Origin of the sequence: Kribbella sp. NBC_00359, from assembly GCF_036097425.1 — a bacterium.
Classification (GTDB): Bacteria; Actinomycetota; Actinomycetes; order Propionibacteriales; family Kribbellaceae; genus Kribbella.
Map to the genome: position 1 here is coordinate 1514065 of NZ_CP107975.1, position 15786 is coordinate 1529850.

Sequence of the window (15786 nt, forward strand, 5' to 3'; positions counted from 1 at the left end):
GTCCGGCACAACACCCGCCGGTGTGGCGCAACTGGCAGCGCACCGCTCTTGTAAAGCGGTGGTTAGGGGTTCGAGTCCCCTCACCGGCTCTCTGACCTGCGAGGATGCTCCGCCGGGCATCCTCGTGAGGGGTCCAACTGACCGCTTATTGACCGCTTTGGCATCCTGTTCACTCCATCGCAGGTCCTTCCGTCGGTTGCCGATCCTGCTCATGAATGCCCCTTAGCGCCTCATCCAGCAGGCTTGCTGCCTCGGGGTTTCGAGCTCGCCGACCGACGTATTCGTCGACTGTGGTCGAGATCCTCGAGTGCCCGAGCTGGTCAGCAATCTTCCGCGGCGTCTGCCCAGAGTCCTCAAGGATCGTCGCTGTCGTCTTCCGGAAGACGTGGGCAGTGACCCAAGCCATCTCGTCTGCCAGTGACCGCATGCCGGCCAGCTCGGTCAGCTCCAGCAACACTGCCCGGTCGCGCTTGTTGAGCCGGTATGCGTCGGACAACGCGACCGCCTCCTCCGGCTCCAGTCTCACCCGGCCAGTCTCGATCAGGCTGATCCGGGTCTTCCGCCAGCCGAGCTTCCCGACGATCTGCGTTTGCGTGAAGCCAGCGCGCCGCCGATGTGCTTGCAGCATCTGCCCCAGTTCCGTTCGTCGCTGACCACCGACTGGCCGCCGGGCGTTTCGCAGCGCACGCTGGACGTTGTGCGAATCCCGGAATCCGCCCTTGGAGTCCGGAAACACTGGGGAGTCGAGGGCCGTCCCGGGCTTCCAGCGCACGAGCACCATCTCCAGAGCCCATCGCGGCAGCTCAAGAACCCGCTCACCAGCGGCAGACTTGACCCGACGGCGAACCAGGCCCTGCCCCTTCAGACGCTGAACCTGGTAGCTGCAGTCGACCTGTCCCGTCTCGCGATTGATGTCGTTCCAGGTGACAGCCAACGCCTCACTGATCCGCTCGCCGGTTGCCAGCATGAACTTGCACAGATCCACCAGATCAGCGCGAACTGCCCGCTCATCCTGTCGCAGCAACTGGAACCAAGCCTCCCTCTCGTCCTCCTCCAACGCCCGCGGCGCCCGACGCCGCGTCTTCCCCCGAATCTTGACTTCCCGAACAGGATTCGCCGCCAACGCCCCATGCCGCACCGCCAACGAAAGCGATCCTGACAAGATGCTCTTGCAGGTCTTGGCACTCGCCACCCCGACCTCGTTCCGGATCGCCTGAATCACGTCGTTCACCCGCGGCGTCGTCAACTCAACCAGCCGAATCTCGGCAATCCGAGGCACAAGATTCTTGTCGTACTGACACCGGTACGTCTGATGCGTCCCAGGCGCCAGAACGTCCTGCTCCCCAAGCTCCTTAACCTCAGCCAGGAACAACTCAACCGCCACCGCCACCCGACTCTCAGGCTTGATCTCTGGGCCTGACCCGTTTTGACGGACATCCGAGATCAGGAGCTGGTGCTCCGGAAGGATGTTCATCATGGAGTCTATGGGCAAGAAGAAGCCGCGGCCTCGGCGTTCGTTCACGTCCGAGTTCAAGGCCGAGATCGTGGAGTTGTGTCAGCGCGGTGACCGGTCGGTGGGTCAGGTCGCGAAGGACTTCGACCTGACCGAGACCGCGGTGCGGGAGTGGCTGCGGCAGGCCGAACGCGATGCCGGCACCGGTGATGGCGGGTTGACCACGAGCGAGAAGGACGAGCTGGCGGCGTTGCGGCGGGAGAACCGCCGGCTCCGGGAGGATGTCGAGATCCTCAAGCGGGGAGGCTGTCGCACGAATCTGAGCCAACGCGTGCGTTTCGCGGCCGGTTGGTGGGTCCTGGCTCGGGAGAATCGTTGTGTGGGTTACAACTTCACGCGGGTGGATCGTGAGCAGTTGATGTTGATGCCGCCGTCGGTGGCGGACTGGTTGCCTGAGGATCATTTGGCGTGGTTCGTGTTGGATGTGGTGGCTGAGCTTGATCTGTCGGGGTTCCTGGCCGGGTACCGTGCCGATGGCCGGGGTGGGGCTGCCTATGACCCGGAGATGATGCTCGGTGTGCTCATCTACGCCTACTGCGTGGGGGAACGGTCCAGCCGCAGGATCGAGAAGCGGCTGGTCGAGGATGTGGCATTCCGGGTCGTTGGTGCGAACCAGCAGCCCGATCACGCGACGATCGCCCGATTCCGCGCTACTCATGAGACCGCGATTGCGGGGGTATTCGGTCAGGTCTTGTCGCTGTGTGCTCGTGCCGGGCTGCTGCGTCCGGGGTTGATCGCGATCGATGGCACCAAGTTGTGTGCGAACGCCTCACGCGACGCCAACCGCACGGCAGTGCAGATCGCTGAGGAGATCCTCGCCGAGGCGGCCGCTGCGGATGCAGCCGAGGACGCAAGCGCTGACCAGGACCAGGACGGGCCCGCCGGCGAGCTGCGTGAGCGTGGCGGTCGCCGAGCCCGGCTACGTGCTCTGCTCGACGAGCTTGAGGCCGATGCGGCGGACAAGTCGTTCGAGGCGCATCTGGCCAGACGCGCAGAAATCGAGGCGACGACCGGTAAACCGATCCGCGGACGGCGGCCCTCGCCGACCGCCGCGACGCACAGGTCACGGCGGGAGGCCAACGTGACCGATCCGGACAGCAGGATGCTCAAGACCAAGGATGGTTACCTGCAGGGCTACAACGCCCAGGCGGTCGCGACCGAGCAGCAGTTCGTGATCGCAGCCGAGGTCACCAACCAGGCCAACGACGCGCCGGCCTACGCGCCCATGATCAGGGCCGCGAAGAAGAACCTCCGCACCGCAGGCGAGAAGCGACGGGTCCGCAGGGTCGTCGCGGACGCGGGCTACTGGAGCACCGACAACGTCAACTTCAAAGGCGTGGAGTCCTTCATTGCTCCCGGCCGCGCCAGGGAACTCAAGCGGATCGCCGAGACCGAGACACAGCGCACCGACATCCTTCAACGTGCTGAAGCCGGCGAGATCGACGCCCTCGAGGCCTCCAAACAACTGGGCGTGACCCGAGCGCGGGTGAACCAGCTGCTCCGTCGACGCCGTGGCGGAGACCCCGACCCATTGACGACCACGATGATCGGCAAGCTCGACACCCCACGAGGCCGCAAGACCTACAAGAAGAGAGCCGCGATCATCGAACCCGTCTTCGCCCAGATCAAGCACAACCGCAAGATCCGCGACCTCTCACGCCGTGGCCTGGCCGCCGTCGACAGCGAATGGAAGCTGATCTGCGCCACCCACAACCTGCTCAAGGTCTACCGGCTCACCTGACCGGCCCGGCCCGGCTCCGATCCAGCAGCTGGACACCGCTCGGATCGAATGGCTCCAGATTCGTGCGACAGCCTCCGGGCGACGGCTTTCTTCGTGAAGGAGACCCGGTGAACTGTTACCCGTTCATCGAGGCGGAGAAGCGAGGCGACCACAGCGTGAAGCGGGCGTGTGAGTTGCTGCAGGTCTCTCGTTCCGCCTACTACGCCGACCGCACCGGCGGCCCTCGGTGCGCGCGCAGCGCGACGCCGTCCTGACCGCAAAGATCGTCGAGATCCACGACGAGTCCCGCCTGACCTACGGCTCGCCGCGGGTCCACCGCGAACTCCGAGCTCAAGGTGAGAGATGTTCCCGCAAGCGGGTGGTGCGGCTGATGCGAGCCGCCGACCTCCATCGCCGGATCCCGAGACGCTCGAAGAAGACGACGATCCCTGACCCGGGCGCCACCACCAGACCGGACCTGATCGGCCGCGACTTCGGCATCGACCCCGACCACCCCGGCCAGCTGGACCGCCGCTGGTGTGGCGACATCACCTACATCCAGACCTGGGAAGGTTGGCTCTACCTGGCCACCGTGATCGACCTCGCCTCGCGGCGGGTGGTCGGCTGGGCGACAGCCGATCATCTGCGCACCGGCCTGGTCGCCGAGGCGCTCACCGACGCGGTGAATCGGCGCCGGCCGGCGCCCGATGTGCTGTTCCACTCCGATCGCGGCTGCCAATACACCTCGGCCCAGTTCGCCAACCTGGCCAGGGATCTCGGTGTCAGACTGTCAGTCGGCCGCAAGGGCCAATGCTGGGACAACGCGGTCGCCGAATCCTTCTTCGCCACCCTGAAAACCGAACTCATCCACCGCCGCACCTGGCCCACCCGCAAGGCCGCCAGCAGCGCGATCTTCGACTACATCGAGGGCTGGTACAACACCCGCCGACGCCACTCGACCCTCGGCTACCTCAGCCCCGCCACCTTCGAATCAACCCAACCCACCACCCTCGAACAGGTAGCCTGAACCGACCTCACACCAACCGTGTCCGTCGAACCGGGTCAACCCCACTCCGCAGACCCACTCAGCCGCGTACGAGTCTTCAACATCGCCCGGAGTTTGTTCTCCGCCTCAGTCGCAGACTTCCCCCATGCAGCCACCCGCCGAGTCCGGCCATCGACATCCCGATACCGGGCCTTAGCTTCGAACTTGCTCGGACGCCCCCTGCCATCGCTGCGTACTGCCCGCGAGGAAATCTTCCCCCACGTCCCCAACGGCAACCACTGCTTCGCCATGCGCACCCTCCACCTGACATCGGCACGCCACCCGTCCGGGTCATGCCTGCGCAGGCTCAACGAATGACGCGGCGCGACTAATGACTGCGCCCAGGTCGACCCGTTGCCGAGGGCGAGGGCTTAGAGCGCGAGCGCGACGTGGTCGACCTGCGCGCAGACCTGCTCGGCGGGCCGAGACCGTGCGCGTCGGTCAACTATCAACCACGGATTGAAAATGCAGGCCCGCTCGGACGATGCAGGCGCTTCAGCACAGACTCGCGATCGCACGGGCCGCGGGCGCCGGCAACGGTCGAGCAGCGCTTTACAAGTGCGAGCGTACGCAGTGTTGTCTACAGCCGGAAACTATGGCATCCAGGCTGTCTCCGCTGTCAGATTTGCCTTTGAGATGACTGGGGTTTCATTGACATAGCCATTGACAGACCGGCGGGCCTGCTCGGGTGGACCCGGCTGCGCCGAACCAGGTCCGTCGCCTTCACCCCAGTCGACTGCACTTCGCGTCACGACCAGCGTCACGCGAGTGTGGCGATCCTCCATGCATGGGTGCGCCTTGCCCCACCTTGGTGGGAATGTGCAAGTGATGTTCGGCCGATGCCGTCGGCTGGGACGGACCGCAGCACGCTGTCAATCGCCCGCCTGCCGCGCGAGTATGGCCGCGTCGTCGTACGTGGCTAGCTGACGGAGTACGTCCGGCTCGATCACTGCGAGGACGATCAGCGGAGCCTCCCATCTGCCCTCGAGCCAGGCTCGAGCGATTAGCCGACGGGACCGGTCGGGCTCGCCGATCACTGCCATCGCCCAAGCCAGCTCGACCAGCGCCGGGGCTTTCATCTCCGGGTCGGTGATGGTGACGGCTTCGCCCTCGGCGTCATCGGCAACCTGAATTGCTCGCACACGCTGACCGGCCGCGGCCAGCGCGGGAACCAGCGCGATCAGTGCTCCCGCCTTCTCCCAATCCGAGTCGCCAAGAAGGGCGGCGGCAGCGGCGTCCTCGGCCACCCTCGCTGCTCGCTCAAGCTGCCCAATCCGGGCCAGGGCGCCGACGGCGACGGCCAGCGCCTTGGCCTTCCAGTAGGAGTCAGTGATGGTGGCGGCGGCGGCCAGAGCGCGGTCTGGCGGCCATCCTCGCTCAGCGCTGTGACCAGGTCGGTGGAGACCTGCCCCATCCGATATGGGTCGGCGATGGCGATGGCGAGGGATTGCGCGCGGTCGTATTGCCCGAGGTCGACCAAGACCGCGAGCAGGCTGGACACCACCTCGGCTTACCTCATCGAGGCTTCCAGGGCAGCAGCCGCAGTCGCGGCTCGGTCGGCCAGCACGAGCGCACGCCTCCGCTTGCCGATTCCGTCAAGCGCTTGGACAAGGATGGTCTCCGCTTGAACCCGAGCGGCCGAATCGGCGATACCGATGGCCGCCGCCACAGCCGAGTCGATCTTGCCAGAGTCGACCAGGGCGCCGACTACCGCAACCTGCGCCTGGCCACGCCGTTCGGGGTCACTGATGGTGGCGGCGGTGGCCGTGGCTCGGTCGAGCTCGCCGGCGCCAGCCAACGCTCGCACAGCGCTAACTAGCGCATACGGCTGGAAGAACCAGTCCATGCCGTCAGGGCGGCTGTCGGAGATAGCCTCAGCAATATCTGCGGCGTCCTCGGCCAGCCGCACCGCTTGCCTCCGCTTGCCGGCCTCAGCAAGTGTGGTGACCAGGTCACACATGACATCGACCTTGACGTATGGGTCGGTGGCAGCGGCCGCAGCAACCACGGCGTCGTCGGCTAGCTGTTGTGACCAGCAGGTTGTTGACGGCGTGGTGGCTTGATCGTGGGAGGACCTCCGGGCGGAGTGGATGTGTCTGACGCATCGACTTCGACCACGGAGGTCCTCATGGCCCACGCTAATGCCCGGACAAACTTGTTTGGTCGCAGGCTGATCGTTGAGCGGGTCGCGGCCGGGTGGCCGCCGGCGCAGGTGGCCGAGCAGCTGGGCATTTCGCGGGCCACGGTGCACAAGTGGCTGCGCCGCTACCGACAGGCCGGAGACGCGGGCCTGGTCGACCGGTCGTCGCGGCCGCGACGCTCACCGAACCGGCTGCCGGCCCGGACCGAGCAGTCGGTACTGGCCGCGCGCCGGCACCGCCGCCGCGGCGCGGTCGTGCTGGCCGCCGAGCTTGGCCTGAACCCATCCACCGTGGGCCGGGTCCTGTCCCGCCACCAGGTTCCGCACCTGGCCACACTCGACCCGATCACCGGCCAGCCAGTCCGTTCACCACGCCACTCCCAGATCCGCTACGAATACGACCGCCCCGGCGCGATGATCCACGTCGACGTGAAGAAACTCGCCCGGGTCCCGGCCGGAGGGGGCTGGCGCCTGCGCGGCGCCGAGGCCACCGTCGCCCACAAGCACAAGAAGACCCTGATCGGCTACGACTACGTCCACACCGCCATCGACGACCACACCCGCCTGGCCTACTCCGAAGTACTGCCCGACGAACGCGACCCAACCTGCGCCGTGTTCCTGCACCGCGCCCTGACCTGGTTCACCACCCACGGCATCACCGTCGAACGCGTTCTCACCGACAACGCCATGGTCTACCGACGCGGCCACGGCTGGGCCGCCACCTGCACCACCTGGCACCTCAAACGCCGCTACACCCGACCCCGCTGCCCCTGGACCAACGGCAAAGCAGAACGCTTCAACCGCACCCTGCTCACCGAATGGGCCTACGCCCAACCCTGGACCAGCAACACCGACCGCAACCAAGCCCTCGACAACTTCCTCGACCACTACAACAATCGACGCGGCCACTCCGCCCTCGCAGGCAAACCACCCATCACCCGGCTCAACCCGCGTCAACAACCTCGCGGGTCATAACAGCTAGCCGCACCGCCTGCTTCCGCTTCCCGACCGCGGCAAGGGCGGTGACGAGGTCAGCCAGCGCGCGGGCTCTCACATCCAGCTCGTGGCTGCGCCGGCTGCGGTCACGGCGTCGTCGGCTAGCCGCACCGCCTGCTTCCGCTTCCCGACCGCGGCAAGGGCGGTGACGAGGTCAGCCAGCGCGCGGGCTCTCACATCCAGCTCGTGGCTGCGCCGGCTGCGGTCACGGCGTCGTCGGCTAGCCGCACCGCCTGCTTCCGCTTCCCGACCGCGGCAAGGGCGGTGACGAGGTCAGCCAGCGCGCGGGCTCTCACATCCGGGTCGGTGATGTTCTCTACAGCGATCGCGGCGCGGTCAAACTCCCCGGCCGCGACCAGTGCGTTAACCAGCGTGATCAAGTGCTTGGGTTGCTCAGCTGCATCAGTGATTGCGGTCTCGGCGGTAGCGGCGGCGTCTTCGGCAAACTGCACTGCTTGCTCGCGCTCGCCTGCGCTGACCATCTCCCCCACTAGAACTGTGATCGCTTGATCTCGCTCGTATGGGTCGGTGATGGCTTCAGCGGCGGCCTTAGCGTGGTCGTATTCCCCGGCATCGCCCAGAGCGGTGGCCAGGGCTGCCAGAGCCTCGGCCTGCCAGCGGGTGTCGCTGATATCCGTGGCGGTGTTCGCGCCTTCCGCGGCCACCTGCCGTGCTCGCTCAATCTCGCCGGCTCCGAAAAGCGCGATGACCAAGTTGGTCAGTACCTGAGCCTTCAGAAACGGTGCGATGACGGCATCGGCCTGAGCAACTGCGTCGGCAGCGAGTCCTCGTGCACGTTCGCGCTTCCCTGCGGCGGCAAGCGCTGTGACCAAGCGAGTCAGAGCCTGGGCACGGAGGTAGGAGTCGTCGATGGAAGCGGCATCGGCGACGGCCTCGTCGGCCAGCCGCTCAGCTCGCGCATCCTCCCCATCGGCAGCAAGCGCAGGCACCAGGACTGCCTTCGCCCCGGACCGCGCGTACGAGTCGGTGAAGGTGGCGACGATGGTCGCAGCCCGGTTGGCCTGGCCAACGTCTGCTAGCGCAGTGGCCAGAGCTGTCAGTATCGGTCGCTGTTGCTGCGAGCTGGTGACGGCGGCAACGGCAGCGGCAGCCTCATCGGACACGCGCACAACCCGCTCACGCTCCCCAGCATCGGCCAGCCGGGTGACCAGCGCGGCCACCATCTCGGCCTTCGAGATTGGGTCTGCGACGCTACCGACGATGGCGATGGCGCCATCGAACTCCCCAGCATCCATGAGCGCGGCGACCACAGCACCTAGAGCCTCGGTCTGCATGTACCGGTTAGTGAGGACCGCGGCGGCGCTCGCGGCTTCATCGGCGATCCGCACCGCGCGCTGGCGCTCCCCACCAGCGGCCAGCGCAGCGACCAGAACCGCCAATTCCGTCGCCTTCCAGTACGAGTCGGTAATGGCTGAGGCAGCCGTTGCGGCATCGTCTGCCAACCGCAACGCGCGGTCACGCTCACCAACAGCGAAAAGCACGGCAACCAAGCCGATCAACGTGTGCGCCCGGCTAAGCGGGTCGATGATGACGGCGGCCTCGGTTTCGGCTTCCTCGGCCACCTGCGTTGCCCGGTAACGCTCACCGACGCGAGATAGCGCAGTGACTAGGGCCGTCACCCACTTAGCCTTCACGTCCGCGCCGATAGTGGAGATGGCGGGCGCTATGTCCTCGGCCAACCGCACGACCAACTCACGCTCCCCGAGGCCCCCCAGCCCGGTCACCAGCGCGGCGATCGCTTGAGCATTCACGTACGGATCGGCAACAGTGGCGGCAGTGTCCGCAGCGTGTTCATACTCCCCGGCCTCGACCAGCGCGGTCACCAAGGCGATCAGTGTTCGGGCTTGCGAGTCCGGGATGGTGATGGTGGCGATGGCGGCTGCGGCATCATCGGCGAGCCGCCGCACCTGCTGGTGGTCCCCTGCAGCAGCCAGCGCGGCGATCAACGCGATCATCGCCCAGGCCCGTTGATCGCCGTCTGGGATGGCCCGTGCCATTGCGATGCCGCGGTTCGGTTGGCCAAGTGCAACCCAGGCGGCGGGTAGGTCGGTGGGCGTGGAACGGTTGCGGTCGGAGATCTGATCCCCGGTGGCGAGCAAGCCGGCCGATAGTCGCGAGATCTGGTTCATCGGAGCTCAGCAGAAGGCTCTGGGCGGCACGGATCTCGTTGAGCGCGTTGGCATCGCCGTCGGTGAGGACGAGCTGCTGATGGTGACGACGCGCGTCGAGGGCGAGGACCGCCATCCGCGCGGAGTCATGCAATCGTGTCAGTAATGCGGGGTATCCGGTCAGTAAATAGGGCGGTGTGTCGGTCGGCCAGCCGCGCTTGCGGTAATCGTCAGCCCACGAATGGAGCTCGCGGCGAAACGCGGCGATCGTCGTGGCGAACCTTGCCTCTGCGGCGTCCCGTAGCGTCTCGTGGGTGAACGTGAGAATCTCCGCGCCAGGTTGGTCCGAGTCCTTGCTGATGCGGATTGTCCGGTGGAGCCAGCGACGAGCCTGACTCGTTAGATACTCGGGCAGGACAGAGTCTTGGGCCCCGTTTCGCCGCTCAAGCCATATTCCGAGGTCGTCAGTCGAGATTGTGCCTCCGCACGCCGCGAGGCATGCCGCGATCTGGTGCTGTAATTCATCCGTTCGCTCGAGCGCTCCATCAAGTTCCTGAATAGCCAATGATCGGATTTCGATCGCTGCGGCTGAGGGGGCGAGACCATCGATATGGGCTGATAGCGGATGCGCTGCGGCGAGCGGTATAGGGATGCCGGCCCGGCTTGACACCAACAGCGCCACACCCGCCGGCAAGGTGCTGGGGAGCCATGAACTTAGAGGCGATGTCTCCTCTCGGCTGTACTCGTCCAAGCCGTCGACAATGATGAGCAGCCGACGAGCCTGCTGTCGGGCAACGGCCGCTGCTGCCGGCAGCAGATCGCTGAGCAGGTCGGGGATGCGGTCCCAGATCTCCGCCGGAGACGCGTAGTTGTCACGGCCTGCGAGTACCGCCAGTTGCGAGTTCAACACGTCAAGCGCATAACTGGCGGTGTTGTTCGCCATTGTGGCCTGCAGGAAGCAGGCTGCCACATCGACCGTCTCTGGTGGATGGAGGGCGAAAGTAGCCAGCAACGCGGACTTTCCAGCGAAGGCCTCAGCCTGGATCCACCGCCAGCTCTGGTCCGGGGAAACGCTGAAGTGAGCGAGTCGATCGAGGTCGTTCTCCCGCCCAACAAGGACTCGCGGAGCGAGAGGAGTGACCAGGACCTGCGCACGGCTCGCCGCCAGCTTCCGCGTCGTGGGCGGGGTTACCACCGGCAGCTCCTCGCGCAGTTGCGGCAGCGCATCCGCCCAGGTTCGCACCGCATCAGTCGGAAGGTCCAAGTCGTTATTCGGCGGGAGCTGCAGCAACCGTACGGTTAGCGTGCCGAGGCCCTCGCCGCGGTGGTGCTGACCAACCACACCGACCAAATGCCCCGAAGCGAATACGGCGGCTCCGGACATGCCCTCCCACGGCGTGCGATTCGGATCAGGGTGCCGGGCGGGTGGGTCATCAATCACTGGAAATTCCAAGGTTCCAGTCCTCGGGTTCGAGCGTCCATCGACCAACGCTTTCGCATAATGAGCCTCGCGGACGATCACCTGGTCGCGGCCAGGCGCGGGGCGCGCAACTTGAACCATGGAAACCCCGCCGCGACCGCCGGCATATCTGCCGCCGATTGTCGGTCCAGCGCGCCGAAGGGTGCGGGGACGAAACCCGATGGCCTTCCGGGCACTGCCATTAGGGCCAGGTCCAACTCCGGGATCACTCGCACCGCCGCTAGGTCAACCGCGAGCCCGTTCTCCTTGCGCTTCCTCGACGGCACGCCGAGCCACACCGAGATCCGGGCGGCACCCGACACCACATGGGCCGCAGTGAGCACCCAACCAGACGCGACCAGGTATCCAGACCCACGCGACTCCTCACCGCTTAGATCTACTACCGCGATCTCGGCGAGGTATGCCTGAAATGGAACGTCCATCTGCGAAGCCCACGAACTTGACGGATCTCAGCGCTCAGTTCGCGGTGGCTCGGGCAACTCGGGTTGCTCCTCCTGCTGATCGACCTGTCCGTGCACATCCAGCACGCGGATCTTCGTCGTTGCAACGCCCTCGGCGTCGACTACGGTCCCCTCCAGCCGCGGGGTCAACAGCAGCTTCAGATGTTGCGTACGGACATGCTCCGAACGAATCGAGCCGGATAAGCCCGCCTCTCCAAACTCCAACACCCAGAACTTCGCCTTTACCTTCGCGTCAGCACCGCCGGATCTCTCAAGCGTGTAAGCCACCTCCAGCGTCAGCTCCATCTGCCCAACCCCGAGCCGGAGAGAATCCCCCTCTGCGCGCCGGTGCGCTTCCGCCAATTCCCCCCGCAGAGCCGTTAAGAAGTCCGCCAGCCCAAGCTCGCCCATTGCGCCCCCTCCACCTCAGCCTGCCGCGACGCCGTCTACCAGCATCCCGGCTGACCGCCGACCGCACAATGCCTCCCTGCTCATGCGTTAGACGTGCGCAGCATTGTGAACGCTGCCACCCTCACCAACCCGGATCATCATTTGCAGAGGTCTGCTTGTTATCGAGGCGAGCGGATGACTTGCTGAGAATCGATCGTTTGGTGGGCCTGCGGCATCAGTCAGCTCTCGGTCTGCCGAGCTGTGGTGTCGAGAATCGATCGTTGCCTCGACCCGAAGAGTAGGCATAGGCCCCTCGCTAGCACGGTTGGTTGCGGGCCGCGGTGAATTGCTCGGGCGGCAGCCCGTACAGCTCCAGCAGGCGGTCATCACCGACCCCGCACCCCTGCCCACGCTGCTCAAACCGGGCCAGCAGCGAGCACTGCAGTAAAGCAGATACCCAGAACCTATGTTCCCTTAAGCATTCGTGACGATGTCCACGACGTAATCGACGGGACCAACCTCTCTGAGTAGCTGCGGTCACTGAGTGTCGTTCTCTGGGGGTGTTGTCAACATACCGGGACGCTATCGATCCCGCCCGGGAGGCTCACCGGTGCGAGGTCCGTGGAGGCAGCACTACTGCCGCGCGCTCGGGGTAGCGCTGGCGTCCCTCATTCAATGACCGGTATCAGGTAATGCGTGCACTCGAACGGGTTCGAGCGGCTTGACGCCAGTAGGTCAGTCCCGTCAAACCACGGCTGCACCCAGAGCTTCTGACCATCGGGCCCGGTGAAGTCATTGCGATTGACCGAGAACGATCCACCGGGCTGAATAAGGCATCGACCCATTGGCCCGGCACGGCTGGATCATCGACCTGCAGCCGAACGCGCACCCGGAGCGGGAGGTTGTCGCTCAAGTCGACCTGCTGGTCAGTGTCCAGGCTGACCTGCCCCGTAGATCGAGAGGTCGCTCTCATACCGGTCCGCCTTGTATATCTCGGTGCGAGTCCGCACCCGCGGCCGAATGAAATAGAAGCAACTCCCCCACTGCTCGTCGGTGTCCTCTGCGATCCGCCAGGCTGTCAGCCGAAAGCCCTGGTCGTTGGTGCAACCGGGCCGGATGATGCTCTCGTCGAGCGGGAGGCTGCACTGGAAAACGGCCGAGGTCCCCGGTGGGATGTCGGCCTGGCCAGGCGTCACCTCGAGGGTCGCTCCCCACGGCCGCCAGTACGGGCTCAGGTACGCGGTCTCGGTAACCACCGCATCGTTTTGCACTTGGAACCGGAACTCGATGGGGTCGTACGGACTCATGTCACCGCCTCGAAGTCGGTCACGTTCTTCTGGGCCATGTTGTTCTGCAGTAGGACGTCATCGGACGACAATGCGACGGTGTCGCCCGTCGCTGGGTCCACGGTCGACGGAATCGTCCAGTCGATGATTTCGGCTCGCAGGCACAGGTGGGAGTTGGTCCCCGAGTCAACGTTCCACGTGAACGGTGCAATCTCTGTCGTGTTCGGGCCGATCTGCGCCAAAGTCCGGGTGTCACGCTGCTGCCAGCGGTTATCCTCGCCTCCGCCCGGAGGGTCGCAGATGAACCAGCGAACCTCACATCCTCGGCCTGCACGCTGCCTGCATTATGCAGGCGGGCAACCACGAAGTGCGGCTCGACGCCACTGCTCGGGAAGCGCACGACCTCACCCTGGTCGGTGGGCTTACCCACCGGGTACACGCGCGGCGTCGTCGTGTCGGGGTTGTCACCCGGCCAGTCGACCCAGATATCAGAGCTGCGCCACGACGGCACGTTGTCCTCGAAGAACAGGTCGATGAACTCGGCCACCTCCCGTTCAACCTTCACGCGACAGATGGGGATGGCGCCGCCCAGGATGCTACGCAGGTCCACAATCTCCGCCACGGTCCCCTTGACCGGAAATTCCCGTCCCGATGCAAAGTCCCACGTGTCGCCGACCGCGGTCAGCTCGTCGCCGTCGTTGAGCAAGTGCACGCTGCGTCGATAGAGGCCGTTCACGGCCCATCGACGGTCGGTGCCGGGCTGGAGGATGTTCGTGACGATGACCGCCGGCGTCGGCGGGAGCTGCTGGGAGAAGCTCGCCCCTCGGGCTCGAAGCTCGACTAGGTCAACGATGCCGCCGTCACTGCCCAGCTGGACCTTCATCATCTGGCCGACAGGGACACCGGTGCCGACCACAGCTTCGACGTCGGCGCGCATCGAATCATCCCAATACTCGACCGGAACCAGCCAGGCCTCGGTCGTCGTAGTGCCGGAAGGTGACGGCATCGGCACATCGATGACTCGGTTCAAGGACGTGTTGGGGCTCTCAGCGATCCAGCCGACCGACCACTTGGAACAGGCGCAGAAGTGGTTGAAGTGAGAGTTTCCGCTGGCCATCTGGCACCACCGGTCCACATACGCGACGTCGTCACGGAAACCGGTCGCCGAGTACAGGTCGGGCAACCCAAGGCCGTGGCCGACTTCGTGCGACATGACTCCAGGGTCGAACTGGTTGAACCGTTGACCGATATGAGGTCTGTACCCCATCGTCACCGGATCGTTGGGAGTCGGGTTGTTCAGGTCGGTGGCTTGGTGGTAGCGCACAAACATGCGCAGGCGACCGAAGTCGACGCATCAACACTGTTCCACCGGTCGGCGGCGGGCACAGTGGTCGGGCAAGCTCCGACGAACCCAATCATCATCGCGTCGAAGTCATCGAACTGGTTGCGAGCCGCGGCTGGGCTCCGGTGCCCGGTGGCCCGAAGGTGGTCCATGGCCGCCGTGATCGGCGAGCGCCTGGTGATCTCGCATCGTGTTCTGGTTGTTCGCTTTGCTTGCGCTACCCGGCACCGGAATGGCCGCTGACCATCCACTCGCTGTCAGACCACTGCTCGATAGGAGGGTAATCTCGGCGCCGGCGCCGCCCTTGTCTGTAGAGAGCTGAATTCGCACCGCGACTGTCTGCGCCGCTCCGTCCTCGGTCGTCAGGACGGCGGCGCTCAAGTGCGGGTCGCTCAGACCCTCACCCTCCCCGGCGTCGAAGCGAGCTGCGTGGAGACACTCGGCGAAGTAGTCGACGATCTCGTTCCTGCTGTCGAGTACACCGTCGCGGCGAGTCGGGTCCGTGAAGCCGATTGCGACGAGGCCGGCGGGCATCGGCGCCGCTGGCGGCGTGATGGTCACCCTGCCCTTCTGTGTCGCGCCGGTGCCTACGGCCACCCGCAATTGGGCTTGTAGTCGGCCGAATTGGGCGTCGTCGTCGTTTCCTCGGATACGTCGGAAAACGATGTCTTGAAGAATCTGAGGCGCTCCGGCCGCGGCTTCTGCGGCGCGCACCGCGTTGGTGGCGTGCTGTCCCAGCACGGTGAGGAATGCGGCTTCATCGTCGCCTTGCACGTGGTTGAGGTTGAGCGGTCCGAAGTCGAGGGTCAACGTCCGGTTTGTGCCGGTCTGGTCGAGAACGTCGAGCTGGAGCGTTTCGGTGCCGGTGAGTTGACGACGACCGGGCAGGTGTTGTGAGTCCGTGAGGTCCACATGCCTGCGAACGGGATGGGGTAGTCCTTGCCTGTCCCTACAGCCGGAGCGGTGTGTGGCATCATGGCCTCGGTCCAAAGATCACCAGCGCACCTTTCGGAATGTCTATGCGATCTCGCGCAGGGGCCGAGGCGCCAGTTCACAGCAGGTCGCGTCATCTCCGCGTTGTCAGAGCGTCATCAACCTCGATCATTGATCGAGGACGCCAGCAGATCCCGACTCCAAACCGGCGGCGCCTCATACCGCAGCATTTGCATAGCGCGCTCCAGCACGTGATGAACAGTGCCCACAAGGCAATATCCGAGGCAGCCGCCCCATCTCGAAACCTGTGCTTAAAGGGAACAGACGCCGGGTTCGCCGTATTGAGCTTTTGGGGTTGTGGCGGTAGGGAGC

The 15786-nt window shown here is 65.4% G+C and carries 15 protein-coding genes and 1 tRNA gene; 5 read left to right on the forward strand and 11 right to left on the reverse strand.

Features of this window, described 5'->3' with window-relative positions:
* The first annotated feature begins 16 nt into the window (after positions 1-16).
* Positions 17-89, forward strand: a tRNA-Thr gene (locus OG876_RS07340).
* Between the two features lie 80 nt (positions 90-169).
* Here the strand turns inward: OG876_RS07340 and OG876_RS07345 are convergent.
* A complete protein-coding gene (locus OG876_RS07345) occupies positions 170-1534 on the reverse strand; it encodes a helix-turn-helix domain-containing protein (protein ID WP_328524025.1) in 1365 nt (454 codons plus the stop codon).
* Between OG876_RS07345 and OG876_RS07350 the strand changes: the two genes are divergently transcribed.
* From OG876_RS07350 to OG876_RS07360, 3 genes are all read left to right on the forward strand, one after another.
* Positions 1476-3254, forward strand: coding sequence for an IS1182 family transposase (locus OG876_RS07350; protein ID WP_328524026.1), 1779 nt, complete (start codon positions 1476-1478; stop codon positions 3252-3254). The two genes, OG876_RS07345 and OG876_RS07350, sit on opposite strands and share 59 nt — an antisense overlap.
* A 107-nt stretch (positions 3255-3361) precedes the next feature.
* A complete protein-coding gene (locus tag OG876_RS07355) occupies positions 3362-3508 on the forward strand; it encodes a hypothetical protein (protein ID WP_328524027.1) in 147 nt (48 codons plus the stop codon).
* Positions 3481-4260, forward strand: coding sequence for an IS3 family transposase (locus tag OG876_RS07360; protein WP_328524028.1), 780 nt, complete (start codon positions 3481-3483; stop codon positions 4258-4260). The genes OG876_RS07355 and OG876_RS07360 overlap by 28 nt, the downstream gene beginning before the upstream one ends.
* Before the next feature lie 890 nt (positions 4261-5150).
* Here OG876_RS07360 and OG876_RS07365 read toward each other — a convergent pair.
* Together OG876_RS07365 and OG876_RS07370 are read right to left on the reverse strand one after the other, a co-directional pair.
* The gene (locus tag OG876_RS07365; RefSeq protein WP_328524029.1) at positions 5151-5525 is read right to left on the reverse strand and encodes a hypothetical protein; all 375 of its coding nucleotides are present in this window, start codon (positions 5523-5525) and stop codon (positions 5151-5153) included.
* A 263-nt stretch (positions 5526-5788) separates the two neighbouring features.
* Positions 5789-6238: a hypothetical protein gene (locus tag OG876_RS07370; RefSeq protein ID WP_328524030.1), complete on the reverse strand. Its 450-nt coding sequence runs from the start codon at positions 6236-6238 to the stop codon at positions 5789-5791.
* 168 nt (positions 6239-6406) lie between these two features.
* On the opposite strand from OG876_RS07370, the gene OG876_RS07375 reads away from it, so the two are divergent.
* On the forward strand, positions 6407-7393 hold the full coding sequence (locus OG876_RS07375; protein WP_328521197.1) for an IS481 family transposase: 987 nt from the start codon (positions 6407-6409) through the stop codon (positions 7391-7393).
* A gap of 75 nt (positions 7394-7468) precedes the next feature.
* On the opposite strand, the gene OG876_RS07380 is transcribed toward OG876_RS07375, so the two are convergent.
* The 8 genes from OG876_RS07380 to OG876_RS07410 form a co-directional block, all read right to left on the reverse strand.
* Entirely contained in the window at positions 7469-7591 is a 123-nt protein-coding gene (locus tag OG876_RS07380; RefSeq protein ID WP_328524031.1) for a hypothetical protein, read from the reverse strand.
* On the reverse strand, positions 7588-9390 hold the full coding sequence (locus tag OG876_RS07385) for a hypothetical protein (protein WP_328524032.1): 1803 nt from the start codon (positions 9388-9390) through the stop codon (positions 7588-7590). The genes OG876_RS07380 and OG876_RS07385 overlap by 4 nt, the downstream gene beginning before the upstream one ends.
* A complete protein-coding gene (locus tag OG876_RS07390; protein ID WP_328524033.1) occupies positions 9323-10996 on the reverse strand; it encodes an NACHT domain-containing protein in 1674 nt (557 codons plus the stop codon). Before OG876_RS07390 ends, OG876_RS07385 begins: the two co-directional genes overlap by 68 nt.
* Positions 10997-11061: 65 nt before the next feature.
* Entirely contained in the window at positions 11062-11445 is a 384-nt protein-coding gene (locus OG876_RS43970; protein WP_442914109.1) for a S1 family peptidase, read from the reverse strand.
* Positions 11446-11472: 27 nt separating this feature from the next.
* Positions 11473-11874 (reverse strand): trypco2 family protein, encoded by a 402-nt coding sequence (locus tag OG876_RS07395; RefSeq protein ID WP_328524034.1) that lies wholly within the window; start codon positions 11872-11874, stop codon positions 11473-11475.
* A 905-nt stretch (positions 11875-12779) separates the two neighbouring features.
* Positions 12780-13109 (reverse strand): hypothetical protein, encoded by a 330-nt coding sequence (locus OG876_RS07400; RefSeq protein ID WP_328524035.1) that lies wholly within the window; start codon positions 13107-13109, stop codon positions 12780-12782.
* 70 nt (positions 13110-13179) lie between these two features.
* On the reverse strand, positions 13180-14469 hold the full coding sequence (locus tag OG876_RS07405) for a hypothetical protein (protein ID WP_328524036.1): 1290 nt from the start codon (positions 14467-14469) through the stop codon (positions 13180-13182).
* Positions 14470-14571: 102 nt separating this feature from the next.
* Entirely contained in the window at positions 14572-15393 is an 822-nt protein-coding gene (locus OG876_RS07410) for a hypothetical protein (protein ID WP_328524037.1), read from the reverse strand.
* Positions 15394-15786 lie beyond the last annotated feature (393 nt).